The 22,335-nt window shown below is 70.3% G+C and carries 23 protein-coding genes and 1 other RNA gene; 17 read left to right on the top strand and 7 right to left on the bottom strand.

The features are described from left to right. Positions 1-21: 21 nt before the first annotated feature. A complete protein-coding gene (locus tag ACFSXZ_RS37135; RefSeq protein ID WP_378271053.1) occupies positions 22-1,023 on the top strand; it encodes a potassium channel family protein in 1,002 nt (333 codons plus the stop codon). Positions 1,024-1,084: 61 nt separating this feature from the next. Beyond that, positions 1,085-1,555, top strand: coding sequence for a hypothetical protein (locus ACFSXZ_RS37130; RefSeq protein WP_378270829.1), 471 nt, complete (start codon positions 1,085-1,087; stop codon positions 1,553-1,555). 69 nt (positions 1,556-1,624) lie between these two features. Here ACFSXZ_RS37130 and ACFSXZ_RS37125 read toward each other — a convergent pair whose 3' ends face one another. Then, positions 1,625-2,602, bottom strand: a complete 978-nt coding sequence (locus ACFSXZ_RS37125; RefSeq protein WP_378270828.1) for a neutral zinc metallopeptidase — start codon at positions 2,600-2,602, stop codon at positions 1,625-1,627. Between the two features lie 223 nt (positions 2,603-2,825). Here ACFSXZ_RS37125 and ACFSXZ_RS37120 point away from each other — a divergent pair, with 223 nt between their 5' ends. The 6 genes from ACFSXZ_RS37120 (at position 2,826) to ACFSXZ_RS37095 (ending at position 9,097) form a co-directional block, all read left to right on the top strand. Next, positions 2,826-3,809: a hypothetical protein gene (locus ACFSXZ_RS37120; RefSeq protein WP_378270826.1), complete on the top strand. Its 984-nt coding sequence runs from the start codon at positions 2,826-2,828 to the stop codon at positions 3,807-3,809. A 6-nt stretch (positions 3,810-3,815) separates the two neighbouring features. Further along, positions 3,816-4,430, top strand: coding sequence for a DUF4129 domain-containing protein (locus ACFSXZ_RS37115; RefSeq protein ID WP_378270824.1), 615 nt, complete (start codon positions 3,816-3,818; stop codon positions 4,428-4,430). Between the two features lie 70 nt (positions 4,431-4,500). Beyond that, on the top strand, positions 4,501-5,607 hold the full coding sequence (locus tag ACFSXZ_RS37110) for a DUF4350 domain-containing protein (RefSeq protein ID WP_378270823.1): 1,107 nt from the start codon (positions 4,501-4,503) through the stop codon (positions 5,605-5,607). Then, the gene (locus ACFSXZ_RS37105; RefSeq protein WP_378270821.1) at positions 5,604-6,557 is read left to right on the top strand and encodes an AAA family ATPase; all 954 of its coding nucleotides are present in this window, start codon (positions 5,604-5,606) and stop codon (positions 6,555-6,557) included. Before ACFSXZ_RS37110 ends, ACFSXZ_RS37105 begins: the two co-directional genes overlap by 4 nt. Positions 6,558-6,681: 124 nt before the next feature. Next, positions 6,682-7,977 (top strand): DUF58 domain-containing protein, encoded by a 1,296-nt coding sequence (locus ACFSXZ_RS37100; protein ID WP_378270819.1) that lies wholly within the window; start codon positions 6,682-6,684, stop codon positions 7,975-7,977. A gap of 163 nt (positions 7,978-8,140) precedes the next feature. Further along, positions 8,141-9,097 carry a zinc-binding dehydrogenase gene (locus ACFSXZ_RS37095; RefSeq protein WP_378270817.1) on the top strand — a complete coding sequence of 319 codons (957 nt, stop codon included), beginning with the start codon at positions 8,141-8,143 and terminating at the stop codon, positions 9,095-9,097. 193 nt (positions 9,098-9,290) lie between these two features. On the opposite strand, the gene ACFSXZ_RS37090 is transcribed toward ACFSXZ_RS37095, so the two are convergent. From ACFSXZ_RS37090 to ACFSXZ_RS37080, 3 genes are all read right to left on the bottom strand, one after another. Further along, positions 9,291-9,509: a hypothetical protein gene (locus tag ACFSXZ_RS37090; protein WP_378270815.1), complete on the bottom strand. Its 219-nt coding sequence runs from the start codon at positions 9,507-9,509 to the stop codon at positions 9,291-9,293. 61 nt (positions 9,510-9,570) lie between these two features. Further along, complete coding sequence (locus ACFSXZ_RS37085; RefSeq protein WP_378270814.1) at positions 9,571-9,822, bottom strand: hypothetical protein; 252 nt, start codon at positions 9,820-9,822, stop codon at positions 9,571-9,573. Between the two features lie 89 nt (positions 9,823-9,911). Then, a complete protein-coding gene (locus tag ACFSXZ_RS37080; RefSeq protein ID WP_378270812.1) occupies positions 9,912-10,916 on the bottom strand; it encodes a stage II sporulation protein M in 1,005 nt (334 codons plus the stop codon). A gap of 22 nt (positions 10,917-10,938) precedes the next feature. Here ACFSXZ_RS37080 and ACFSXZ_RS37075 point away from each other — a divergent pair, with 22 nt between their 5' ends. The 5 genes from ACFSXZ_RS37075 to ACFSXZ_RS37055 all read left to right on the top strand — a co-directional run bounded on the left by ACFSXZ_RS37075 (position 10,939) and on the right by ACFSXZ_RS37055 (position 16,564). Beyond that, entirely contained in the window at positions 10,939-11,763 is an 825-nt protein-coding gene (locus ACFSXZ_RS37075; RefSeq protein WP_378270810.1) for an RDD family protein, read from the top strand. Positions 11,764-11,998: 235 nt separating this feature from the next. Further along, entirely contained in the window at positions 11,999-13,282 is a 1,284-nt protein-coding gene (locus tag ACFSXZ_RS37070) for a M16 family metallopeptidase (protein ID WP_378270809.1), read from the top strand. Continuing rightward, on the top strand, positions 13,283-14,665 hold the full coding sequence (locus ACFSXZ_RS37065) for a M16 family metallopeptidase (protein ID WP_378270807.1): 1,383 nt from the start codon (positions 13,283-13,285) through the stop codon (positions 14,663-14,665). After that, positions 14,665-15,699, top strand: a complete 1,035-nt coding sequence (gene nudC / locus ACFSXZ_RS37060) for an NAD(+) diphosphatase (RefSeq protein ID WP_378270805.1) — start codon at positions 14,665-14,667, stop codon at positions 15,697-15,699. Before ACFSXZ_RS37065 ends, nudC begins: the two co-directional genes overlap by 1 nt. Before the next feature lie 10 nt (positions 15,700-15,709). After that, positions 15,710-16,564, top strand: a complete 855-nt coding sequence (locus tag ACFSXZ_RS37055; RefSeq protein ID WP_378270803.1) for a cobalamin biosynthesis protein CobD/CbiB — start codon at positions 15,710-15,712, stop codon at positions 16,562-16,564. On the opposite strand, the gene ACFSXZ_RS37050 is transcribed toward ACFSXZ_RS37055, so the two are convergent. The 3 genes from ACFSXZ_RS37050 to ACFSXZ_RS37040 form a co-directional block, all read right to left on the bottom strand. Continuing rightward, positions 16,467-17,402 (bottom strand): SURF1 family cytochrome oxidase biogenesis protein, encoded by a 936-nt coding sequence (locus ACFSXZ_RS37050; protein WP_378271051.1) that lies wholly within the window; start codon positions 17,400-17,402, stop codon positions 16,467-16,469. The two genes, ACFSXZ_RS37055 and ACFSXZ_RS37050, sit on opposite strands and share 98 nt — an antisense overlap. Before the next feature lie 142 nt (positions 17,403-17,544). Continuing rightward, on the bottom strand, positions 17,545-18,411 hold the full coding sequence (locus ACFSXZ_RS37045; RefSeq protein ID WP_378270801.1) for a fructosamine kinase family protein: 867 nt from the start codon (positions 18,409-18,411) through the stop codon (positions 17,545-17,547). Further along, the gene (locus ACFSXZ_RS37040; RefSeq protein WP_378270800.1) at positions 18,408-18,821 is read right to left on the bottom strand and encodes a low molecular weight protein-tyrosine-phosphatase; all 414 of its coding nucleotides are present in this window, start codon (positions 18,819-18,821) and stop codon (positions 18,408-18,410) included. The genes ACFSXZ_RS37045 and ACFSXZ_RS37040 overlap by 4 nt, the downstream gene beginning before the upstream one ends. Positions 18,822-19,123: 302 nt before the next feature. Between ACFSXZ_RS37040 and ACFSXZ_RS37035 the strand changes: the two genes are divergently transcribed. The 4 genes from ACFSXZ_RS37035 to rnpB all read left to right on the top strand — a co-directional run bounded on the left by ACFSXZ_RS37035 (position 19,124) and on the right by rnpB (position 22,330). After that, a complete protein-coding gene (locus tag ACFSXZ_RS37035; RefSeq protein WP_378270798.1) occupies positions 19,124-19,957 on the top strand; it encodes a Nif3-like dinuclear metal center hexameric protein in 834 nt (277 codons plus the stop codon). After that, on the top strand, positions 19,954-20,691 hold the full coding sequence (locus tag ACFSXZ_RS37030) for a zinc ribbon domain-containing protein (RefSeq protein WP_378270795.1): 738 nt from the start codon (positions 19,954-19,956) through the stop codon (positions 20,689-20,691). Before ACFSXZ_RS37035 ends, ACFSXZ_RS37030 begins: the two co-directional genes overlap by 4 nt. Beyond that, positions 20,688-21,830 carry a bifunctional RNase H/acid phosphatase gene (locus ACFSXZ_RS37025; protein ID WP_378270794.1) on the top strand — a complete coding sequence of 381 codons (1,143 nt, stop codon included), beginning with the start codon at positions 20,688-20,690 and terminating at the stop codon, positions 21,828-21,830. The genes ACFSXZ_RS37030 and ACFSXZ_RS37025 overlap by 4 nt, the downstream gene beginning before the upstream one ends. A gap of 84 nt (positions 21,831-21,914) precedes the next feature. Then, positions 21,915-22,330: RNase P RNA component class A (gene rnpB / locus ACFSXZ_RS37020), an RNA gene on the top strand. Positions 22,331-22,335 lie beyond the last annotated feature (5 nt).

The raw sequence follows: 22,335 nt of genomic DNA, 5'->3' as shown, positions 1-22,335 counted from the left end.
CGGACGCTCGCCGCCGTCAGAATGCCCGAGCCGTCCATCAGCACCAGATGGTCACTCGCGCGAAGGGTCGTCGGCGTCCTTGCGGCACTCCTGGTGACCGTGCTCATCGTCTACCTGGGCCGTTCCGGCTATCGGGACGTCCGCGGTGACGGCTTGTCCTTCCTGGACAGCGTCTACTACTCCGTCGTTTCCCTGACCGGAGCCGGATACGGCGACATCACCCCGGTCAGCGCCACGGCCCGCCTGGCCGATGTCGTGATCATCATGCCCCTGCGGGTGCTGTTCCTCATCGTGCTGGTCGGCACCACGCTCGAGTTGCTCAGCGAGCGCTCACGCCAGGCTTTCCGGGCATACAAATGGAGGTCGAGGGTGCGGAACCACGTGGTCGTCGTCGGGTTCGGCACGAAGGGCCGCGCCGCCGTCAAGACCTTGCTCGGTGACGACGAGGTCGAGCCGAACCACATCGTGGTGGTGGACACCGACCAGGACGTGCTCAGCGCGGCGACCGCACTCGGCCTGGTCACCGTGCACGGCTCCGGGACCAGGTCCGACGTGCTGCGCGTGGCCGGTACCCAGCGCGCGCGGGCGGTGGTGGTGGCGACCAACCGTGACGACTCGGCTGTGCTGGTCACGCTGACCGCGCGGGAACTCGCGCCGGAAGCGCACATCGTGGCCTCGGTGCGGGAGGCGGAGAACGTGCACCTGCTCAAGCAGTCCGGCGCGAACCAGGTGGTCGTGTCCAGCGAGACGGCGGGCCGTCTGCTCGGCATGGCGACGTCGGCCCCGGCCGTGGTGGACGTGGTCGAGGACCTGATCACGCCCGAAACCGGGCTGGCTATCGCCGAGCGGCCGGTCGAGACCGGCGAGGAGGGCGGTTCACCCCGGCACCTGGGCGACATCGTGCTCGGCGTGGTGCGTGAAGGCACGCTGTACCGGGTCGATTCGCCCGAAGTCGACGCGATCGAGCCGGGTGACCGATTGTTGTATGTGCGGAAGGTCACCCCCGCCGATCAGCGGGAGTGATCCGCGCCCGGGGAGCGTCGGCCGCTGTGAAACGTCCGGGGCATCTGGGAGCATTGGCGGCGTGCTGCGCTGGAAGAACCTCGCCGTCGCCGGCGGCGTGCTGCGCTGGAGGACTCTGGCCGTCGCCGTCGTGGTCGGCATCGCCGTCGTTACCGCGGTCTGGTGGGCAGGCCCCGGGGCTCTGGGCGTGACCGCGACCGGCGGAGGCGACACCACGCAGGCGACCGTGACAGCGCCTGCGGCGTGCACCGACGCGAACCCGACGGAGACGGTGCGGTTCGAGCACGGTGGCCAGAACCAGACCGGCACCCTCGACGCGTGTGGGCACGACCGCGACGACCGCGTGTCGATCTCCATCCCGGCGGATTTCGGCGCCGGTTCCACGAAGGTGCATCTCGCCGATGTCGTGCAGGGGCACAGCGATCTCCGGCGTCCGCTCGGCCTGGCCTTGCTCGCCCTTTCCTGCCTGGGCGGCGGCACCTACGCCTTCCTCGTCCTCCGTGGCCCTCGTCGCGAGCCCGCCCTGGCCTGAGGCTCCGCGTTTGTGGAGCAATGAAGCTTTACTACGGATGATGGGTAGTAAAGCTTCATTGCTCCACCATCAGGAGACGTCGGCGGCCGGAGCGGTGAAGGTGTTGCACTTGGCGATGCGGTTGTACTGGGCGCCCACTCGCCACCACGCGGCGTAGTGGGAGTTGGAGCCGTGGTCACGGCTGCCGGAGGTGTTGTCCCCCCGGGTGTCCTGGTCACGCCAAGCCTTCGCGTACATGTCCCGCGTGATCGATCCGCCCCGGTCGACGACGGCGCCCAGGAACATGCCCGAAAAACACTGCGCCTGGAGCTCCTTGCGCCGTGCGAGATCGAGACCGGTGGGGCTGGCCTGACCGGCCTGGTAGATCTTCTGCCACACCGCGTCCATGATTCCGGCGATCTCCTGCACGTGATGGCCGTACTCGTGCGCGATCAGCGCGAGATAGACGCCGGGATTGTCGCCGTACTGGTCGATCTGCAGCCCGCGATAGGGCACGTACAGATTGTTGTCGCAGTAGTACGCCGCGGTCGCGACTCCCACCGCGATGGTCCCGCAGGCGGTCTGGAAGCTGTTGCTGGCCGGAAAGTGCAGCTGGGGCGCGACGAACGGCAGGTGGTAGTAGGTCAGGAACGGTTGCCAGGCCTCGTTGAGGCAGCGCGTCGCCGCGGTGAAGAACGCCTCGGCGGCGGCTTCGTCGCTCGCCCAGCGCGGCAGATCGCAGACGATGTTCTGCAGGCCGGAGCCCGCGTCCTGAAGAATGGGGTGATCGCCCAGTTTGAGTACCTTCTGGCCGGCCGCGACGCCACTGCCGGTGCCGGAGCCATCGTCGGCGTTCTGCGTGGCGCGGGCGCTCGTGCCCGGAGCGGCGGCGGTCGGTCCCTTCGGGGGGTCGCTCGGCCACTTGCTCGCCAGGATCACCACTACCAGCCCCAGGAGCAGGATCGCGACAACACCCTGGACCGCCAGTGCGGCCGGAAACGATGACCCGGGCTTCTGTCGGCGCCGGTGTCCGGAAACGCGGCGTTGGGTACTCGGCGGAGGCGTCATCGGCAGCCAGCATACTGTGCTGATTTCGTTACCATTCCGACGGCGGTCACCGCCGAAAAGGGCCTCTACGAGCAGTTCGGCCGCGGAGGAATCTCCGCCTGCCTTCGGCCGGATCGGTAACGAGGCGGATCACGACTTGACCGCGGACCGGCGCGCCCGGCATGGCCTGCCGCGCGGCGTTCTGCCAGAGTGGGCGGGCGAACCGCGACGACCGGGAGATTTGATGAGCGAGAACGGCGGCTGGGCCAATCCCGGCGGTCAGGGAGACGAGCGACAGCCGCCGCCGGGCGGACAGCCACCTTCCGCCCCGCCGCCACCCGGGTACGGCGCGCCGGCCGGTGGCTACGGCAAACCCGGCGTGATCCCGTTGCGGCCGTTGACCGTCGGCGAGATCCTCGACGGCGCGATCGCCACGATGCGGCGCCACCCGGCCCTGGTCTTCGGTGTCTCCGCGGTCGTCGCGCTGGTCGAAGCCGCGTTGACGGTGACCTTGAGCATCGTGCTGCTCAAGGGCGTGGCGAACGCCCCTCAGCCGGGCCCGGCGGCGACGCAGCAGGAACTCCTCGACTACTTCTACCGGGTGCTCGGCAGCAGCGCGGAGGTCCTCGGCGTCACGGTGCTGGTGACCGTGCTGGTCCGGACCGTGCTGACCGGGTTCATGACGGTCGTGGTCGGCAAGGCCGTGCTGGGCAAGCCGATCACCTTCGGCGAGGCGATGAGTGAACTCGGCCCGCGCCTTCCGTCGTTGCTCGGGGTCACCATCATCTACACGGTCCTGGTCGCGGTGGGATTCTTCCTGTGCCTGCTCCCGGGCATCTGGTTGTACGCGTTGCTGGGCCTGGCCAGTCCCGCTCTGGTGCTCGAGCAGAGCGGGATCGGGCACGCGCTGCGGCGTTCGTCGCTGCTCGTGCGGGGCTCGTGGTGGCGGGTGTTCGGCATCCTGCTGCTCACCGCCCTGTGTGCCGGCGTGATCAGTTTCGTCGTCCAGATCCCGTTCAACCTGTCGCTGGGCATCGGTGGTTCCGACATGAGCGGGCTGGCCAACGCCTCGATCGGCGTGCAACTGCTGTCCGGCGTGGGACAGGTCGTCGCGCAGACGCTCGTCGCGCCCTTCGCCGCGGGCGCGACCGCGCTGCTCTACATCGACCAGCGGATGCGCAAGGAAGGCATGGACATCCAGCTCGCCCGCGCCGCCGGGACAGTGTGACCCGTCGTGCTGCCGTGCCTGCTCACCGATGTCCCGGTGGTGATCGACCGGGACGACGCCCGGCGTGCCGCCGAGGCTGAGCTGGCGAAGCACGAATATCTGACCGCGCAGCCGAATGTGTGGGAACGCGCGATCTCCTGGCTCGGTCACAAGATCGCCGGCCTTTTCGAGCAGGCGTCGCGCGTCACGCCCGGCGGGGCGCTGGGGCTTCTGGTGCTGCTCGCCGTCGTGGTGCTGATCGTCGTGGTGGTCCGGCTCCGGGTCGGCGGGATGGCGCGGGCGAACCGGGTGCGGCGCGAGGTGTTCGAAGATCGCTCGCGCGGTGCGCGGGACTATCGGAACGCTGCCGAGGAAGCCGCGGCAGCGGGTGACTTCGCCACCGCGGTGCGAGAAAGATTCCGGGCGATCATCCGTGAATTCGAAGAGCGGGGAGTGCTCGACGAACTGTCCGGCCGAACCGCGGACGAGGCTGCCCGGGAAGCGGGTGTGCGTCTCCCGGATGCGCGGGACGAGCTCTCGGCCGCGGCCGCGTTGTTCGACGCGGTGCACTACGGCGGCCACCAAGTGTCCAATGTGGACTATGAACGACTGGTGGCGCTGGACCGGGGAGTCCCGGCGTGATACCACCCGAGCCGATTCGGGCGTGTCTCGAAGGTGCGCCGTGTGAAACACAGCCTCGCGGAGGGCGAGCGTGACCTCGATCTCTCCCGATGCCGGGCGCGTCTGGCGCGCCGCGCGTGCCCCGGTGTTCATCGCCGTCGTGGTTCTGCTCGCCGCGATCGTGCTGATGCTCACGCGACCCGGCGGTACGCACGGTAATCTCGAACCCGGCTCCGCGGAACCGGGTGGCTCTCAGGCCTTGGCCAGGCTCCTTGCCGCGCAAGGTGTTCACGTCGTCACGGTCAGGACCTTCGAGGACGCCGGCTCGGCGCTTTCTCCCGGCGCGACCTTGCTGGTCACCGATCCGAGCCTGCTCCAGCCCACGCGGCTGGCCGCCTTGCGAAGTCGTGCCGCCTCGACCGTTCTGGTCGGCGCGCGGCAGGAAACGCTCGACGCGGTCCTTCCCGGTGTTTCCGTCGCGACCGCGCCCGACGTGAGCGTTCGCTCTCCTGGTTGCACGGTGGCGCCCGCTGTCGCGGCCGGGAGCGCCGTGATCGGTGGCATCGGATACACCGCGCACCAAGGTGTGCGTAGCTGCTACGACGGGACTTTGCTCCAGATCGGCGACACCACGCTGCTGGGCGGCGGCGCGCCGATGACGAACGAGCGTCTCGCCACCGAGGGCGACGCGGCGCTGAGTATGCGATTGCTCGGCAGGAACGACACGCTGGTCTGGTACCTGCCCTCGCCGGCCGACGCGGCGGCGGGTGCGGGACCCCGGTCGTTCTTCGACCTGGTGCCGCGCCCTTGGTTGTTCGGTGCCGTCGAGGTCGCGGTCGCGGCCGTGCTGTTCGCGTTGTCGCGGGCACGCCGGCTCGGACCGGTCGTCGCCGAGCCGCTGCCCGTCGTGGTGCGGGCCGCCGAGACCGTCGAGGGGCGGGCCCGGTTGTACCGCCGGTCGGGTTCGCCCGGGCACGCCGCGGATATCCTGCGGCAGGCAACGATCGACCGGCTGCGCCCGGCGCTCGGTCTCGGCGCGGGCGCGGAGCCGGCAGCGGTCGTGGAATCCGTGGCGTCCCGATGCGGCCGCGGTACGACGGACGTCGGTGCCCTGTTGTACGGTCCCGCTCCGCGGGACGACGCTTCGCTGGTCCGACTCGCGGACGAACTCGACCGGCTGGAGAGGGAGGTACGGTGACGGACGAGGCACGGGAGGCGCTCATCGCGCTGCGGGCCGAGGTCGGCAAGGCGGTGGTCGGCAACGACCCGGCGGTGACCGGTCTGATCATCGCGCTGCTGTGCCGCGGGCACGTGCTCGTCGAAGGGGTTCCCGGCGTGGCGAAGACGCTGCTGGTGCGTGCCCTGGCCACGGCGCTCGACATGGAGACGGCGCGCATCCAGTTCACTCCCGACCTGATGCCGGGCGACGTCACGGGTTCGATCGTCTACGACGCGCATTCCAGCGAATTTTCGTTCCGGCAAGGTCCGGTGTTCACCAACCTGCTGCTCGCCGACGAGATCAACCGCACCCCGCCGAAGACGCAGTCGGCGTTGCTGGAGGCGATGGAGGAGCGGCAGGTGTCGGTCGAGGGACGGCCGCGCCCGTTGCCCGACCCGTTCATCGTGATCGCCACCCAGAACCCGGTGGAGTACGAGGGCACCTACCCGTTGCCGGAGGCGCAACTGGACCGCTTCCTGCTCAAACTGACGGTTTCGCCGCCATCACGCGACGACGAGATCGGCGTGCTGGCCCGGCATGCGCAGGGTTTCGATCCGCGTGACCTCGGGGCGGCCGGGGTCAAACCGGTCGCGGGCCCCGCGCAGCTGGCGGCCGCGCGGTCGGCGGTGGCCGGGGTCACGGTGAGCCCGGAGGTGCTCGGTTACATCGTGGATCTCTGCCGGGCAACGCGCTCGCTGCCGTCCGTGCGCCTCGGCGTCTCGCCGCGAGGGGCGACGGCTCTACTCGCGGCGACCCGGGCCTGGGCTTGGCTGGCGGGCCGCGCCTACGCGACTCCGGACGACGTCAAGGCGTTGGCGCGGCCCGCCCTGCGGCACCGGCTGGAGCTGCGACCCGAAGCCGAACTGGAGGGCGCGACCGCGGACGGTGTCCTCGACCGCGTCCTGGCGACCGTCCCCGTTCCCCGATGAACCCCCGGTCGGATCGGTACTGTGCCGTTGGTTATCCATCCGACGGCAGCTACGGCGGAAGCGGGTCTCTCCAAGCGGTTCGGCTGCGGAGTGTTTCCGTCTCCTTTCGGTCGGATCGGTAACCGTGGCGATCAGCGGCCGGGTCGGGGTCTGCGCGCTCGTCGGCGTCGTCGTGGTGGCGCTCGGGGTGCCGTCGTGGACCGGTGTGCTGGCCGTGCTTGCCTTGCTGTGCTTGGGAATCCTGGTGGACCTCGCGCTCGCCGGAGGAGTGCGGGCGCTGACCTTCACCCGGGGAGGGGTCACCGCCGCGCGCCTGGGCGAGGACGTCGAAGTCACCCTGACCGTGACCAATCCCGGCCGCAGGCGGGTTCGGGGCACGATCCGGGATGCCTGGCCGCCCAGCGCGGGGATCACGCGGGACCGGTATCCGATCGCCGTCGCCCCGGGCGGACGTCAGGTGTTCACCGTGAGGCTCCGGCCCAGCCGCCGCGGTGAGCGGGCGGCCGACCGGGTCACCGTCCGCTCGACCGGGCCGCTGGGCCTGGCCGCGCGGCAAGGATCGCATCGCGTTCCGTGGACGGTCCGGGTGTTGCCGCCGTTCCACAGCCGTAAGCACCTGCCGTCGAGGCTGGCGCGGCTTCAGCAACTCGACGGGCGTCAAGCGGCGCTGGTGCGTGGCGAAGGCACGGAGTTCGACTCGCTACGCGAATATGTCATAGGCGACGATGTCCGGTCGATCGACTGGCGGGCGACCGCGCGGGCGGCCGACGTCATGGTGCGCACGTGGCGGCCCGAACGGGACCGGCACCTGATGCTCGTCCTGGACACCGGCCGGACCTCGGCCGGCCGGGTCGGGGACGCGCCGCGGCTGGACGCGGCGATGGACGCGGCACTGCTGCTGGCCGCGCTCGCTTCCCGGGCGGGCGATCGAGTCGATCTCCTCGCTTACGACCGCCGTCTGCGAGCGAAGGTGGCCGGCGCGTCCGGAGGAGAACTGCTTCCGTCGCTCGTCGACGCGATGGCTCCGCTCGAACCGGATCTCGTGGAGACCGACGCGCGCGGTCTGGTCGCCGAAGTACTGCGCCGCGCCGGCCGGCGGTCGCTCGTCGTGCTGCTCACCGGCCTGGAGGCGGCACCGCTGGAGGAGGGTCTGTTGCCGGTGCTGCCCTCCTTGACCGCGCGGCACCGCCTCCTGCTGGCGTCCGTCGGTGATCCCAGGCTGGCCGAAATGGCCCGCGCGCGCGGCGACGCCGAAGCGGTCTACGACGCCGCGGCGGCCGAGCGAACCCTCGCCGAGCGACGCCACGTCACCGCTCTGCTCGCGCGCCACGGCGTCGACGTCGTGGACGCCCTCCCCGACGACCTCCCCTCCGCCCTCGCCGACCGCTATCTCGCCCTCAAAGCCGCCGGCCGCCTCTGACGGCCTTTGTTGTGGAGCAAGGAGCGTTTACTACGGACTATCCGTAGTAAACGCTCCTTGCTCCACTTCCCACGCAAGCGGTGGTTGCGCCGGCCTCCGGAGCTGAGGTATACGAGACGGCGCGGGATGCCCTTCTCGCGTTTCGGTGGTGGCGGGACGGTGCATGATGTGGGCTTATCGCGTCGACGGACCGGGTTTCGTGCGGCGGATCGAACGCCCGGACGACCGGCGGGAGCTCGCCCCCGGCCAGGTGCGGCTGCGCTTCATGGTGGCCGGACTCTGCGGCAGCGACATGCCCAAGCTGAACGGCATTGTCGTCCGCAAGGGCACGCCGGCGCACGACGGCGCCCCGATCCACGAGGTGGTCGGCGAGGTGGTGGAGAGCGCCAGTGCCACGCTCCCGGTCGGGCAGCGGGTCGTCGGCACGGGCGGCGGCGTGACCGGACTGTGCGAGTTCCTCGTGGTGCCGGACCAAAGGCTCATCCCGGTGCCCGACGCATTGGGTGACGTCGAGGCGGTGTCCATCCAATCGCTCGGCACCGTCCTGCGCGCGGCCGACCGGTTGCCGGACCTGTCGGGGAAACGGGTCGCGGTGATCGGAGCCGGCCCGATCGGCCTGAGCTTCCTGCACGTGCTCAAGCAGCGCGGTGCCGCCCACCTGACCTCGATCGACCCCGTCGACCGCGAAGACACCGCGAGGCGGTACGGCGCCGACGAATTCGTGCGGATGCGCAGCACGCAGTGGGTCGACACGCTGCAAGATCACGAGCGGCCGGCGGTGGTCGTGGAGGCGGTCGGCCATCAGCACGCGTCGATCACGGACGCGCTCCGGGCGGTGGCCGACCACGGATTCGTCTATGGCTTCGGCAGTCCTGACGATCCGGACTATGTGCTTCCCTACCAGCAGATCTACGAACGGGGCCTTACCCTGCACGCCGGCCGTACCCTCGGTGACTGGCACGGTGTCCTGGCCGGCAGCCGCGACTACCTCCTCAAGCACCGGGACGATTTTTCCGATTACGTGTCGCACGTGATTCCGGCGAGCGACGCACAGACCGCGTACTCGCTCTACGCGCGACCACAGCGTGGCCGGCTCAAGGTGGCCATCGTCGCCGACTAGGCAGTGTTTCTAAGGCGCGCGATCGGATTTGCGTAGACGGGCCGTGGCTCTCGTCGTCGGCCTGCCTGGGCAGGTAGGCGGCCCGCCTCCGAAAATCCGAGGCCTTCGGCACCCGCGCGCGGCTACTCACCTCGTGCGGAAACACGGGCTTTCGAAACAGGCACTAGGCGTTTCAAAGGCGCGTGCCAGGCCGTCAGCTCGTGGTGATGACCATGAACAGGCGGCGGTTGATGGTCTCCATCACCGCGTCCGAGACATCGCCGAGGTGATCGGCGAGAGAACGTTTCGGCACGTGGTCGAGCCGGGTGTAGGCGATCCGCGTGCCCTCGGTGGCGATCACCTCGAGCGGGTTCGCCCGGTCGACGACCTCCATGGTGATCACGTAGGGCACGTCGGTGAGATCGTTGAACATGTCTCCGCTGTAGATCAGCACACGCCGGGGTCGTGGGCCGGCAACAGTCCAGATCTGTCCTCTACGCGGCCGAGGAGCCACTGGGCATCTCGGTGCGGCACTTCTGGCGAAGGTCGAAGTCCTCGGTGGCCCGGGCAGCCTCTTCGGGGTGGTCCTGCCACCACTCGTTCGTCTTCTCGCAGAGCTGGCGGAAGGCTTCCCGTTCCACCGCCGCGACCAGCCAGGCGTGCACGGACATCCCCGCCCGGTCGGCCAGTTCGCGGATCTGACCGTAGGTGTCGTCGGAGAAGTTCACCGCCTCGCGCTTCGCCACCGCGCCACTATAGGACGTGCCTCCGTGAGGGGCCGGGGAAGATCAACGGCGTGTCACCGAGCTTGCCCGGAAACATCACTCGGTGTCGTTCAGGCGCTCTCCGGCAGCACGTCTCCACCGTGGCGACGGTCCATGTCACCGGTGAAACCGGCTCGTGCGGCCCGTCGGCCGAGGACGAAGACATAGGCCAGGAAAGCGGTTTCGGCGAGCAGCCCGATCCCGATCCGGCCCCACGTGGGCAGCCGCGACGGTGTGACAAAGGCTTCGATCACGCCGGAAACCAGCAGCACGCACGCCAGGCCGAGGGCCAGCGCGGCCGTGGTGCGGCCCACCTCGGCGAGCGCGGCTCCGCGCGAGCGGCCGCCGGGACTGATCACCGTCCAGCCGAGCCGGAGGCCGGCGCCGGCCGCGACGAACACCGCGGTGAGCTCCAGCAGACCGTGGGGGACGATCAGTCCGAGGAAGATGTCGAGCCGCCCGGCCGACGACATCAGGCCCGCGCCCACACCGACGTTCAGCGCGTTCTCCCACAGTGCGGCGATCACCGGAATTCCCGCCAGCACACCGAGAAACAGGCATGTGGCCGCGACCCAGGCGTTGTTGGTCCAGACCCGCGCGGCGAAGGAACCGGCCGGATTGCTCGAGTAGTAGGTCTCGTATTCGCCGCCGGGCCTGGTGAGCGCGCGGATCTCGTCCGGTGCCGCGATGCTCGCCTGTACCCCGGGGTCGCGGGCGATCCAGGCGGCCAGCAGTCCGCCGACCATGATCGTCACGAGCGCCGTGGCGATCCACCATCGCCTGCTGAGGTAGACCGCGGCGGGGAAACGGCGGGCGAAGAAGACGCCGACTTCCCGCCAGGCTGGGTTGTGCGAACCGGTCACCGCCGACCGCGCCCGCGTCACCAGCGCCGAAAGCCGGTGCGTCAACGCGGGATCCGGCGCCGCGGACCGGACCGTCGACAGATGGGTCGCGGTCCGCTGGTACAGGGTGATCAGTTCGTCGGCTTCGGCCCCACGGAGGCGACGGCGGTCGAGAAGTTCGGCCAGCCGGTCCCATTCGGCGCGATGAGAGGCGACGAACAGGTCCACATCCATGCGCTAACACTACAGTTGGCAGGTGGCTGCCGAACCCGATCTCGTCACCGGCGAAGCGGTGGTGGTCGACCTGCGGGTCGCCCGTCTCGCCAGTCGCGGCGTGGCCGCCGCGCTCGACGCGTTGCTCCAGTTCGCCGTGTTGCTCACCGTCCTGGTCGCCATCCTCGTGGCGGGTCTCGACGATCCGGCGCAGTTGGCGGCGATTCTGCTCGGGGTGTTCGTCCTGGTCCGGGTCGGGTACTCGGTGTTGTTCGAGACGCTCGGCCGGGGACGCACGCTCGGAAAGATGGCCCTGGGCTTGCGTGTGGTGCGCGACGACGGCGGCCCGGTCCGGTTCCGGCATGCGCTGACCCGCTCGCTGGCGGGGGCGATCGTCGACTTCGGCCCGGTGCTGGTGTGGAGCGTCGTGGCCGTGGTCGTGTCGTTGTGTTCCGCGCGGTCGAAGCGGGTCGGGGACTATCTCGCCGGGACCGTGGTGGTCCAGGAGCGTGCCCCGGACATGCCCGTCCCGGCGGTGACGATGCCGCCCGCCCTGGCTTCGTGGGCCGGTCAGTTGGATCTGTCCGGGCTGGGTGACGAACTGGCCCTGGCCATCCGGCAATACCTCGCCCGGTACCAGGAACTGCGGCCGGAGGCGCGAGAGGCGCTGGGCCACGACCTTGTCCGGGACGTCGCCGGGCGGATCGAAACGCCGTTACCGTACGGCGTCCCGCCGTGGGCGTACTTGCAGGCCGTGCTCGCCGAGCGCCGCGCACGTTCCCTCGGGCACGCCCCTGCCGCGCTCCCCGTGGCGCCCCCGCCGGACCCCCGCCCGAGCGAGAGCGGCCCCTTCGCCCCGCCGTCCTGAGGCTGGTTTTTGAAGCAAGGTGTGTTTACTACGGATAGTCCGTAGTAAACACACCTTGCTTCAAAAAGCGCAGTGCAGGCGCGGGCTCGCGCAGCGTCGGCCGGAGCGCGGCCCCTGGCGCCCTGCCAGCAAGTCACGCCGGTAACCAGGGGTCATGCGACCCGCTACAGCACGTCGACAGATGTCCCGTCCCTGGCGGCACACTCGAGGGCGGGTTCCCCGTATGGTGGGCGGCATGGCCGCACCTGAAAATCTCCGCTTCACCCTGGACAACGGTCTCCGGGTCGTGCTGGCGCCGGACGGCACGGCACCCGTGGTCGGCGTCGCCGTGCATTACGACGTGGGCTTCCGGTCGGAGCCGGAGGGGCGCACCGGCTTCGCGCACCTGTTCGAGCACCTGATGTTCCAGGGCAGCGAGAGCCTGGAGAAGCTGGCGCACTTCAAGATCGTGCAGTCCAGCGGCGGCACCTTCAACGGGTCGACCCATCCCGACTACACCGACTACCACGAGGTGCTCCCCGCCGCCGCGCTGGAACGCGCGCTGTTCCTCGAAGCCGATCGCATGCGCGCCCCGAAGCTGACGCGGGAGAATCTCGCCAACCAGATCGACGTGGTCAAGGAGGAGATCCGGCTCAACGTCCTGAACCGGCCCTACGGCGGATTTCCGTGGATCCTGCTGCCACCGGTCCTGTACCAGACGTTCCCCAACGCGCACAACGGGTACGGGGATTTCACCGATCTCGAACTGGCCACGCTCGACGACTGCGCGGCCTTCTTCGACACCTACTACTCGCCCGCGAACGCGGTGCTCACCGTCGCCGGTGACTTCCAGCCCGATGCCGCGCGTGAACTCGTCGAGAAGCACTTCGGCGACGTACCGCATCGCCCGGCGCCACCGAAACGCTCGTTCGCCGAGCCGCCGCCTTCCGGTGAGCTGCGCGGTACGCACACCGATCCGCATGCGCCGCTGCCCGCACTCGCGATCGGGTACCGCATGCCCGACCCGGTCAACGAACTGGACGCCTACCTGGCCAATCTCGTGCTGGCGGGAGTGCTCACCGACGGAGACGGTTCACGCCTCCAGCAGCGTCTGGTGCATCGCGAACCGCTGGTGACCGACATCGGTGCCGGCGCGGGGCTGTTCGGCCCGTTCGAGGCGCGTGACCCGGACACCTTCTCGGTGACCGCGATCCACGCGCCCGACGTCTCGCCGGAACGGGTCTTGGCCGCGCTCGACGAGGAACTGGAAAAGCTCGCCACGACACCGCCGGACGCGCGGGAGCTCGCCAAGGTCACCGCGCGCTGGAGCTCCAGCCTGCATTCCGAGCACGACCGGCTGGTCTCCCGCACCCTCGGGCTGGGCGCGTTCGAACTGCTCTACGGTGACCCGTCCCTGATGTACCGGCTGGCCGACCGGATGGCCGCGGTCACCGCGGACGACGTCGCCGCGGCGGCGAAGGCGCTGCGGCCCGACTCGCGCGCGGTCCTGGTCGTGGAGCCCGGAAACGGAGGAGAGTAAGTGACTGCGACGACCCACCGCACCGCGGAGGAGATCGGCCGTACGGAGACCGGGGCACGCCTGGTGCCCGCCCTCGGGGACCAACGTGCCGCCGCCGACCTGCAGCACGTGGACACCGTGCTCGACAACGGTCTCAGGGTGCTTGCCGTGCGCAAGCCCACCGTGCCGATGGTCGAGCTGCGGCTGAGGATTCCCTTCGGGGGCGCCGGTCCTCTGCATGCGGCGACCGCCGAAGTACTGGCCGAGACCATCCTGACCGGGACGGCCCGGCGTGACCGCATCGAGATCGACACCGAGCTCGCGCTGATCGGCGGCGAGCTGAGTACCTCGGTCGACCCGGAACGGCTGGCCTTCACCGGTACGGCGCTGGCCACCGGCCTGCCCACGCTGCTGGACGTGCTCGCCGACGCGCTCACCTCCGCGTCCTATGTGGACAAAGAGGTGGCCAGGGAGGCCGCCCGCATCGTGGAACGCCTCGCGGTGTCGCGTACCCAGCCCCGGGTCATCGCCCGGGAAGCGTTGTTGAAGCACTGCTACGGCGACCACCCGGTGACCCGGGAGATGCCGCGGCCCGAGGACGTGGAGAAGGTCACGGCCGAAGCGGTCCGCGCCCTGCACGCCGAAGCCGTGCTTCCCCGCGGTGCGGTGCTGGTGCTCGTGGGCGACATCGACCCCGAGCAGGTGGTCGCCGATATCCGGAAAGCCTTGCAGGGCTGGCAATCCGACCGCACCGCCTCGGTACTGCCCGAACTGCCGGAACTCGCCGGTGGTGACGTGCTGCTGGTCCCGCGGGCGGGCGCGGTGCAGTCCCAGATCAGGTTCATCGCCCAGGGACTGCCGCGAACGGACCCGCGCTACCCCGCGCTTCAACTGGCGAACCTGGCCTACGGCGGATACTTCTCGTCGCGGCTGGTGGAGAACATCCGCGAGGACAAGGGCTACACCTATCACGCGCATTCCGGGTTCGAATTCACCGGTTCGGCCGCCACCCTGGGAGTCGATGCGGACACCGCGAACGAAGCGACCGCCGCCGCGGTGCTGGAGACGCGGTACGAGCTCGGAAGGCTCGCTCTCGTCCCGCCGGACGCCGACGAGCTCGAAGCGGTGCGCCAGTACGCGGTCGGGTCGCTCGTGATTTCCACGTCGGCCCAGACCGGACTCGCCGGCCAGTTGGCCGCGCTCGCGTTCAGCGGTCTCGGCGTCGAGTGGCTGACGGCGCACCCGGAGCGACTCGCCGCGGTCACCCTCGACGACGTGGCCCAGGCCGCGCTGGACTTCTTCGCCCCGGCGAGGTTCACCGGAGTGGTCGTCGGAGACGCGGCGAGCCTCGCGCCGAAACTGGCCGCGCTCGGCGGTTTCACGGTGGGAGAGCCTGCTTCCTGATGACGACCCCCTTCCGGCTCGACAAGCTGCCCACTCTCTCACGGTCCACTGTGGACCGTCAGGAGGGCTTGCGTGCCAACCCGGACCGGCTCCGGGCCCGCTGGCCGACCGCCCTGGTCGTGGTACTCGACGATCGGTCACGTTCGCCGGTCCGGGAGGGGGAACACAGCCTCGCCACGCGGAAAGCCCTGTCCTTCGGCGATATGCCGCCGGAAGAGGCGGTGTTCCTCGGCGAATGGCGTGGGCTTGATTACTGGTCGCTGCCCGGCGCCCCCGAGGGCGAGACGGAACTGACCGAGACTCGAGGAAGCTGGGGGTTCCGCGAGGAGGTCCCCAAGGCCGGCGACGAGTTCTGGGTGGACCTGCGTGGGTACGGTGACCTGCTCGACGACACGTCGGCGGGCCTGTTCACCACCGCGCAGGCCCTGCGTAACTGGCACCGTCAGGCCCGGTTCTGCGCTCGCTGCGGAGCGCGCACGCGGAGGATCCAGTTCGGGTGGGCGACCCAGTGCGAGGGGTGCGGCCGGGAGGAATATCCGCGCACCGATCCGGCGATCATCTGCCTGGTGCACGACGACGTCGGCGTCAATGGCGAGCACGTGCTGCTCGCCCGTCAGCCGATATGGCCTCCCGGGCGGTATTCGGTACTCGCCGGATTCGTCGAGGCGGGGGAGTCGCTGGAAGGCTGCGTCACCCGTGAGGTGAGGGAAGAGTCCGGGGTCGAGGTCCGGGACGTGCGCTATCTCGGCAGCCAGCCGTGGCCGTTCCCGCGGTCGATCATGCTGGGTTTCGCCGCCCGCGCCGACGCTTCGCAGCAGCCAGTCCCGGCGGATGGCGAGATCGAGGACGCACGTTGGGTCTCGCGGGCTGATGTCCGTGCGGCGTTCGAAGCGGATGGTGAGCCGGTGCCCGTCTCGGGGACGACCGCCACAATGGTTCTCCCCGGCAACTCGTCGATCGCCCGGGTCATGCTCGAATCCTGGGCCCGCGCGGAAGCGGGCACCGCCGCCCGGCCGGAGGACACTGGGCAGTAACCTCCGTCGGGTGAGTGGGGCACGAGCGATCGGACTGCTTTTGGGGGCGGCCGCGGACGGGGTGGTCGGGCAGCCCCGGCAGGTCGAGCGAATGGTCAGGGAAAAACCGAGGGCGCTGGTGGCCGGCACCGCCGTGGTGACCGGTCTCTGCTTGGAGCGGGCGGGCCGGAACCGCCCGATCGTGCAGGCGGTAAGCACCGCGGTGGCGACCTGGGCCGTGCTGGGCGGCGCGCGACTGGCGTCGGAGGGCACCACTCTCGCGCGGGAACTCGAACAGGGCGAACTCGACTCCGCCCGGAGCACACTCGCGGTGCTCGACACCCGCCGCACCGACACGCTGGACCTGATCGGCCTGTCCCGGGCCTCGGTCGAGTCGGTCGCGCGGCACACCGCGCAGACCGTCGTCGGACCGCTGTTCTGGGGAGCGGTCACCGGGGTGCCGGGCCTGCTGGGAGCGCGCGCCATATCCGCGCTGCGCGCCCGGAGCCGGCCTTGCGCGCGGATCCGTGACCTGACCGCACTCCCGTCCACCTGGGCGACCGCCGCGCTCACCGTCGCCGGGGCGCCGGTGGTCGGCGGCTCCGCGAGCGGGGCATGGCGGACTTGGCGGCGAGACACCATCGCGCATCCCAACCCCAACGCCGGACGCGTCGAGGCCGCTTTCGCCGGAGCGTTGGAAATCCGGTTGGGCGGCCGGACGGTCTATCCGTACGGAGTCGAGGAACGACCGGTGCTCGGCGACGGACGCAACCCGGACGCCGGGCACGTCACGCGCGCGGTGGAGCTTTCCCGGGTGATCGGCTGGCTGACCGCCCTGGGCTCGGCTCTTCTGGCGGCCGTGCTGGGGCTTCGCCGGTCTCGCTGACCCCGGCCCTTTCGTGCTCGTCGTCCTCGGCGAGCATCTGCGCGACGGACTTGCGCGACGTGCGCCGTCGCCGGGCGTTCTCGCGATCGCCCAGTTCCGCCAGCACACCCCCGGGTTTGAGCTCGCGCACGGTGAAGTACCCGAGCCCGGCGATGGCCATCACACCGAACGCGATCCATTGGAGCGCATAGGAAAAGAACGGTCCGGAGTCGATTTGGGGGAGCGGAAGGGCGGCGATCACACCGGGCTGGTTTTCGTCGAGCTGAAAGTAGCCCGGCCTGATGGGCAGGCCCTCGGCGCGGGCCACCACCCGCGAGTCCACGATGTAGCTCTGTGGCCGGGGACTGGCCGCGGGATCGGTGAACACGTCCCGGTTCTTCGGGTCTGTCTCGTCCTGCCGGATCCGCGCTTCGATGCGCACGATCCCGCCCGGCGGCGCGGAGTACGGCAGCGCGCTGCCGTGCTCGCCCAGCCTGACGTAGCCGCGGTCGACCAGCACGACCTGTCCGTCGGTGGTGCGCAACGGGGTGAGCACCTCGTAGGCCGGCTCACCCTGCACCGTCCGCAACCGCGCGACGACCTCGTCGTCAGGAAGGTAGGTACCGGTGATGGTGACCCGGCTCCATTCCGTCGTGGTGCTCGGCGCGACGCCGGGCGGCAGCACCACGTTCAATGGCCGCGGGCTCGCCGAGAGAGATGCCTGGATGGCGTTGTTCTGGGCCTCCCGCTCGGCGTTCCGGCCGAACTGCCAGGGCGAGAGGAGATAGAAGCAGGCGAACGCGAAGGCGAGCACGCCCACCACGAGCGCGATCCAGCTGGGGCGGAACAGGAACTTCAGTGACCGCCACACCGAGCGCGAGGCAGGGGCGGGGGAAGCCGGTTCGGGACGCCCGTCCGTGCCCGCGGCTTCACCTTGAGCGCTCACCGTTCACCTCGGAAATCTTCGTCCGACTCACCGTCACGGGCACTGACCCGCACTTCTACGTTAGGCGCAGTGCTTCGCGCGCGGCGTCGAGGGCCTGCCGGGCGTAGCCACCACCGAAGACCGCGGCGTGCATGAGAAGCGGAAACAGCTGGTGCAGCCGGACCCGTCCACGCCAGCCCTCCGCCAAAGGCACTGCGGTGCTTTCGGCATAAGCACCGAGGATGTGGCTCAGGAGGGGAGCGCCGAAGAGTTGGAGCATGGCGAGGTCGCCCTCCCGGTGCCCGCCATGAGCTGCCGGATCGATGAGCCAGACGCCCTCATCCGACCAGCGCACGTTCCCGCTCCAGGCGTCTCCGTGCAGGCGCGACGGCGGCTCCGGCGGTCCGGCCGCGCGCGGCAGCGCCTCGCAGAGCCGGTCGAATACCTGAACCTCGCCGGCATCGAACAACTCCTGGTCGGCGCACATCCGGACGTAGGGCTCGATCCGGTGACGGGCGTAGAAGGTGGGCCAGTCCGGCTGCGGCTCGTTGCGCATCGGCGCGAGTCCCATCCAGGCGTCCGCGGGCCCGCCCGGCGGCGGGCTCCCGTACGCCGGGGCGCCCCGCAGGTGGAGCGCCGCCAAGCCCCGCCCGAGTTCCTCGGCGGCCCGCTTCGACGGGGGCCCTGGCGGAACGTAGTCCATGACGAGCCAATCCTCGTCGTGCGCGTGGACCGCGGGCAGCCGGACGTCCCCGTACTCGGCCAGCCAAGCCAGCCCGGCCGCCTCGGCCGCGATCGCGCCCTCGCCGGTGCCGTGCTTGGCGACGAGACGTTCGCCGCTGTCGAGTGTCACCACGAAGATCGCCCCGCCACCTTGGCGGACTTCGGCCACCGTGCCCCCGTGCAGTCGTTCGACGGCCTCGCGGACCTCCGGTGGGCTCACAACTGCTCCCGGACCCACCCGAGCAGTCCAGGCACGGCGCGTTCGAGCATGTCGAGCACCTCGTCGAAGCCGCCGTCACCCCCGTAGTAGGGATCCGGGACCTCGGCGCCGGGTCCGGCCTCGGGATCGAACTCGCGCAGGAGCCTGACCCGTCCGGGATCCTCCACTTCGCGCCGCAGCATCCGCAGGTGCCCGGCGTCGGCGGCGAGCAGCAGGTCGGCCGTCAGCCGGTCGGCGTCGATCTGCGCGGCGATGTGTTCACCGTGGTAACCGCGCGCGGCCAGCGTCGCCCTCGCCCGCGGGTCGGCTGGCTCGCCGGCATGCCAGGGCCCGGTGCCCGCGCTGGTCACCCGGACCCGGTCGTCGAGCCCCGCGCGCCGGAGATGCTCCCGGAACACGATCGCCGCCATCGGGGAACGGCAAATATTACCGGAACAGACAAAACAGACATGCAGCAGATCGCTCACCCTCACGAGTCTGCCGAACCCCGTCCCGCAACCTCGCGGGAAGGTGCCTTCTTTGTGGAGCAAGGAGCGTTTACTACGGATGATCCGTGCCTAATCGGCGGCCGGACGAAAAGCGTGTCCGGCCGCGTGCAGCGGCCTCCGGCGGACAGCTTTGTCGTGATGGGGCACCGTTGCCGCCTCCGGCCGAGCAAACCCACCTTGCTCCACTTCACAACCCCCGGCGGCGACCGTGCGAGGATCCCGGTATGCCCGCCCTTTCCGAGATGATCAAGGCTCTGGAGACCGCCTACCCGCCCGGACTCGCCGAGAGCTGGGACGCGGTGGGCCTCGTCTGCGGAGACCCCGCGGAGCGGGTGAACCGGGTGCTGGTGTGCGTCGACCCGGTCACGGCCACCGTGGACGAGGCCTTCGAGATCGGTGCCCAGCTGATCGTCGCGCACCATCCGCTGTTGCTGCGCGGCGTGCACGGCGTACCGGCCGACACGCCAAAAGGCCGCCTGGTGCACCGGCTGATCCGTGGTGGCATCGCCCTGTACTGCGCGCACACCAACGCGGACTCGGCCAGCCCTGGCGTCTCGGACGCGCTCGCCGAGGCGATCGGACTGCGCGTGACGCGGCCGCTGGACCCGCGTCCCGACGGCCTGACCGGTCTTGGCCGCATCGGTGAACTCCCCGAGCCGGAACCGTTCAGGGCCTTCGTCGACCGTGTCGCCGCCGCCCTCCCGAGAACCGAGCCCGGCGTGCTGGGGGCAGGCGACCCCGACCGCGTGATCAGGACGGTGGCGGTGGCGGGCGGCGCCGGAGACAGTCACCTCGCCGCGGCCGCCGCGGCGGGAGTCGACGCCTACGTCACCGCTGACCTGCGTCATCATCCCGCCGGCGAGCACCGCGAAGCGGACGGACCCGCGCTCGTGGGCCTCACGCACTGGGCGAGCGAATGGCCGTGGTGCGGGCAAGCCTCGGCCGTTCTTCGCGAGTCCGGTGCGGGTAACGTCGAAGTTCACGTGTCCACGCTCCCGACCGATCCGTGGACGATCCGCGCATCGGTCGCCACCGCTTCGAGGGAGAACCACCAGTGAAGGCAGAACCCGCCGTCCAACGCCAGCTGCTTGAGCTCGCGAAGGTGGACGCCGAGTTGTCGCGCGTCGAGCACCGCCGCCGGACGCTGCCGGAGCTGGCCGAGATCGACGCGGCCGAGAAGACACTGCGCGAGCGGCGGGACGCGCTGGTGTCGGCCCAGACCGCGGCCTCGGACCTGGACCGGGAGATCGCGCGCCAGGAAAAGGAGATCGAGTCGGTCCGCGCCCGGGGCGACCGGGACCGCAAGCTCATGGCCTCCGGCTCGGTGTCGGCCAAGCAGATGACCGACATCCAGCACGAACTCGACACCTTGGCCCGGCGGCAGACCTCGCTCGAAGACGACCAACTGGAAGTCATGGAACGGCGTGAGGCGCTGGAGATGGACGCCAACCGCACCGCCGCCGAGGTCGACCAGGCCGAACAGGCGCTGGCGGACGCCCAGCGCCGCCGGGACGAGACCTTCGCCGATCTCGACACCACCCGGGCCCGGCGCGAGGAGGACAGGGCCAAGCTCGTGCCCCGGTTCCCCGAGGACCTGCTGCGGCTGTACGAACGGGTGCGCGCGGCCAAGGGGATCGGCGCGGCGCTGCTCCGGGCCCGCCGGTGCGGCGCCTGCCAGCTCGAACTGGACCGGAGCACCGTCTCCGAGATCAAGGCGGCTCCGGAAGACGAGGTCGTGCAGTGTGACAACTGCGGCGCCATCATGGTCCGGACTCTGGAATCCGGTCTATGAGCGCCGGGCCGAAGGTCGTCGTCGAGGCCGATGGCGGATCGAGGGGAAATCCCGGTCCGGCCGGCTACGGCGCGGTGGTGAAGGACGCCGAAACCGGGGCAGTGCTCGCCGAACGCCAGGAAGGCCTCGGCGTCGTGACGAACAACGTCGCCGAGTACCAGGGCCTGATCGCCGGCCTGCGCGCGGCAGCCGAGGTCGGAGCGTCCACTGTGGACGTCCGGATGGACTCGAAACTGGTTGTCGAGCAGATGTCCGGCCGATGGAAGATCAAGCACGCGGCGCTGCAACCGTTGGCGCTGCAGGCACGCGATCTCGCGGCCCGGTTCGACCGCGTCCGCTACGAGTGGATTCCCCGCGCGCGCAACGCACACGCCGACCGGCTGGCCAACGAGGCGATGGACGCGCAGGCCGGCCGGGGCGGAAACCCGGGCGGCGACGCGCGGTCCGAAGCGGCGGCCCCGGAGGCCCGGCGAACCACCTCCTCGCCCACCCGGTGGACCGGCGCGCGCGGTGCGCCGACCAGGATGCTGCTCGTCCGGCACGGTCAGACCGAACTGTCGATCGACCGCCGTTACTCCGGCCGGCGCGACGTACCGCTGACCGAGCACGGCAGGCAGCAGGCGGCCGCGGTCGCCAAACGTCTCGCGGGACTGCCCGGTGTGGCCGACGGCGAGCCGGTCCCGATCATCGCCTCACCGCTGAGCAGGGCCAGGCAAACGGCCCAGGCCGCGGCCGACGCGATCGGTGGCCGGGTCACCACCCACCAGAGACTGCTGGAGGCCGACTTCGGCGAATGGGAGGGACTGACCTTCGCCGAGGCCGCCGAACGCGACCCGGACCTGCACGGCCGCTGGATCACCGACACCACCGTCGCGCCGCCCGGAGGAGAGAGCATCGACGCGGTCTACCGGCGGAGCCGTGATGCCCGTGACGAACTGCTCGCCGACCACCGTGGCCGGACGATCATCGTGGTCAGCCACGTCACGCCGATCAAGTCGTTCCTGCGCCTGGCGCTGGACGCGGGGCCTTCGCTGTTCTTCCGGCTGCACCTGGACCTGGCGTCGCTGTCGATCGCCGAGTTCTACCCCGACGGCAACGCGTCCGTCCGGCTGGTCAACGACATCTCGCACCTGGGCTGAGGCCACCGCGGCAGTCCGAAATGGACTGCCGGTGGGGGGAACACGGTCATGGTGCGGCGCGGGGGACTATTCTGGTTGCGCGGACGAGTTGGCCGGGCGGCCGCGAGGGGTATGCCCCTCGAGGAAAGTCCGGACTCCGCAGGGCAGGGTGGTTGCTAACGGCAACCCGGGGCGACCCGCGGGAAAGTGCCACAGAAAACAGACCGCCCCGGCCCGCGCGCCGGTGCTTCCGGCGAGCGTGGCGCGGGGTAAGGGTGAAACGGTGGTGTAAGAGACCACCAGCATCCCGGGTGACCGGGATGGCTCGGCAAACCCCACCCGGAGCAAGGCCAAGAGGACGCCCTGACCGGGTGTCTGCGCAGGCGTTCGAGGACGGCCCGTCCGATGCCTGCGGGTAGGCCGCTCGAGCCTGCCGGTGACGGCAGGCCTAGATGGATGGCCGCCACCCGGCCGCCGTGAGGCGCCGGGGACAGGATCCGGCTTACACGCCAACTCGTCCGCCCCG

The sequence above is a fragment of the Amycolatopsis pigmentata genome (assembly GCF_042684065.1).
Taxonomy (GTDB): domain Bacteria; phylum Actinomycetota; class Actinomycetes; order Mycobacteriales; family Pseudonocardiaceae; genus Amycolatopsis_E; species Amycolatopsis_E pigmentata.
This window is presented reverse-complemented; position numbering and strand designations above follow the sequence as displayed.

Bases quoted from the DNA above. Each gene is read 5' to 3' on its own strand.
- ACFSXZ_RS37095 (WP_378270817.1), top strand. From the start codon at position 8,141: ATGATGTGGGCTTATCGCGTCGACGGACCGGGTTTCGTGCGGCGGATC.
- ACFSXZ_RS37135 (WP_378271053.1), top strand. From the start codon at position 22: ATGCCCGAGCCGTCCATCAGCACCAGATGGTCACTCGCGCGAAGGGTC.
- ACFSXZ_RS37120 (WP_378270826.1), top strand. From the start codon at position 2,826: ATGAGCGAGAACGGCGGCTGGGCCAATCCCGGCGGTCAGGGAGACGAG.
- ACFSXZ_RS37080 (WP_378270812.1), bottom strand. From the start codon at position 10,916: ATGGATGTGGACCTGTTCGTCGCCTCTCATCGCGCCGAATGGGACCGG.
- ACFSXZ_RS37040 (WP_378270800.1), bottom strand. From the start codon at position 18,821: ATGGCGGCGATCGTGTTCCGGGAGCATCTCCGGCGCGCGGGGCTCGAC.
- nudC (WP_378270805.1), top strand. From the start codon at position 14,665: ATGACGACCCCCTTCCGGCTCGACAAGCTGCCCACTCTCTCACGGTCC.
- ACFSXZ_RS37025 (WP_378270794.1), top strand. From the start codon at position 20,688: ATGAGCGCCGGGCCGAAGGTCGTCGTCGAGGCCGATGGCGGATCGAGG.
- ACFSXZ_RS37090 (WP_378270815.1), bottom strand. From the start codon at position 9,509: ATGTTCAACGATCTCACCGACGTGCCCTACGTGATCACCATGGAGGTC.
- ACFSXZ_RS37035 (WP_378270798.1), top strand. From the start codon at position 19,124: ATGCCCGCCCTTTCCGAGATGATCAAGGCTCTGGAGACCGCCTACCCG.
- ACFSXZ_RS37070 (WP_378270809.1), top strand. From the start codon at position 11,999: ATGGCCGCACCTGAAAATCTCCGCTTCACCCTGGACAACGGTCTCCGG.
- ACFSXZ_RS37125 (WP_378270828.1), bottom strand. From the start codon at position 2,602: ATGACGCCTCCGCCGAGTACCCAACGCCGCGTTTCCGGACACCGGCGC.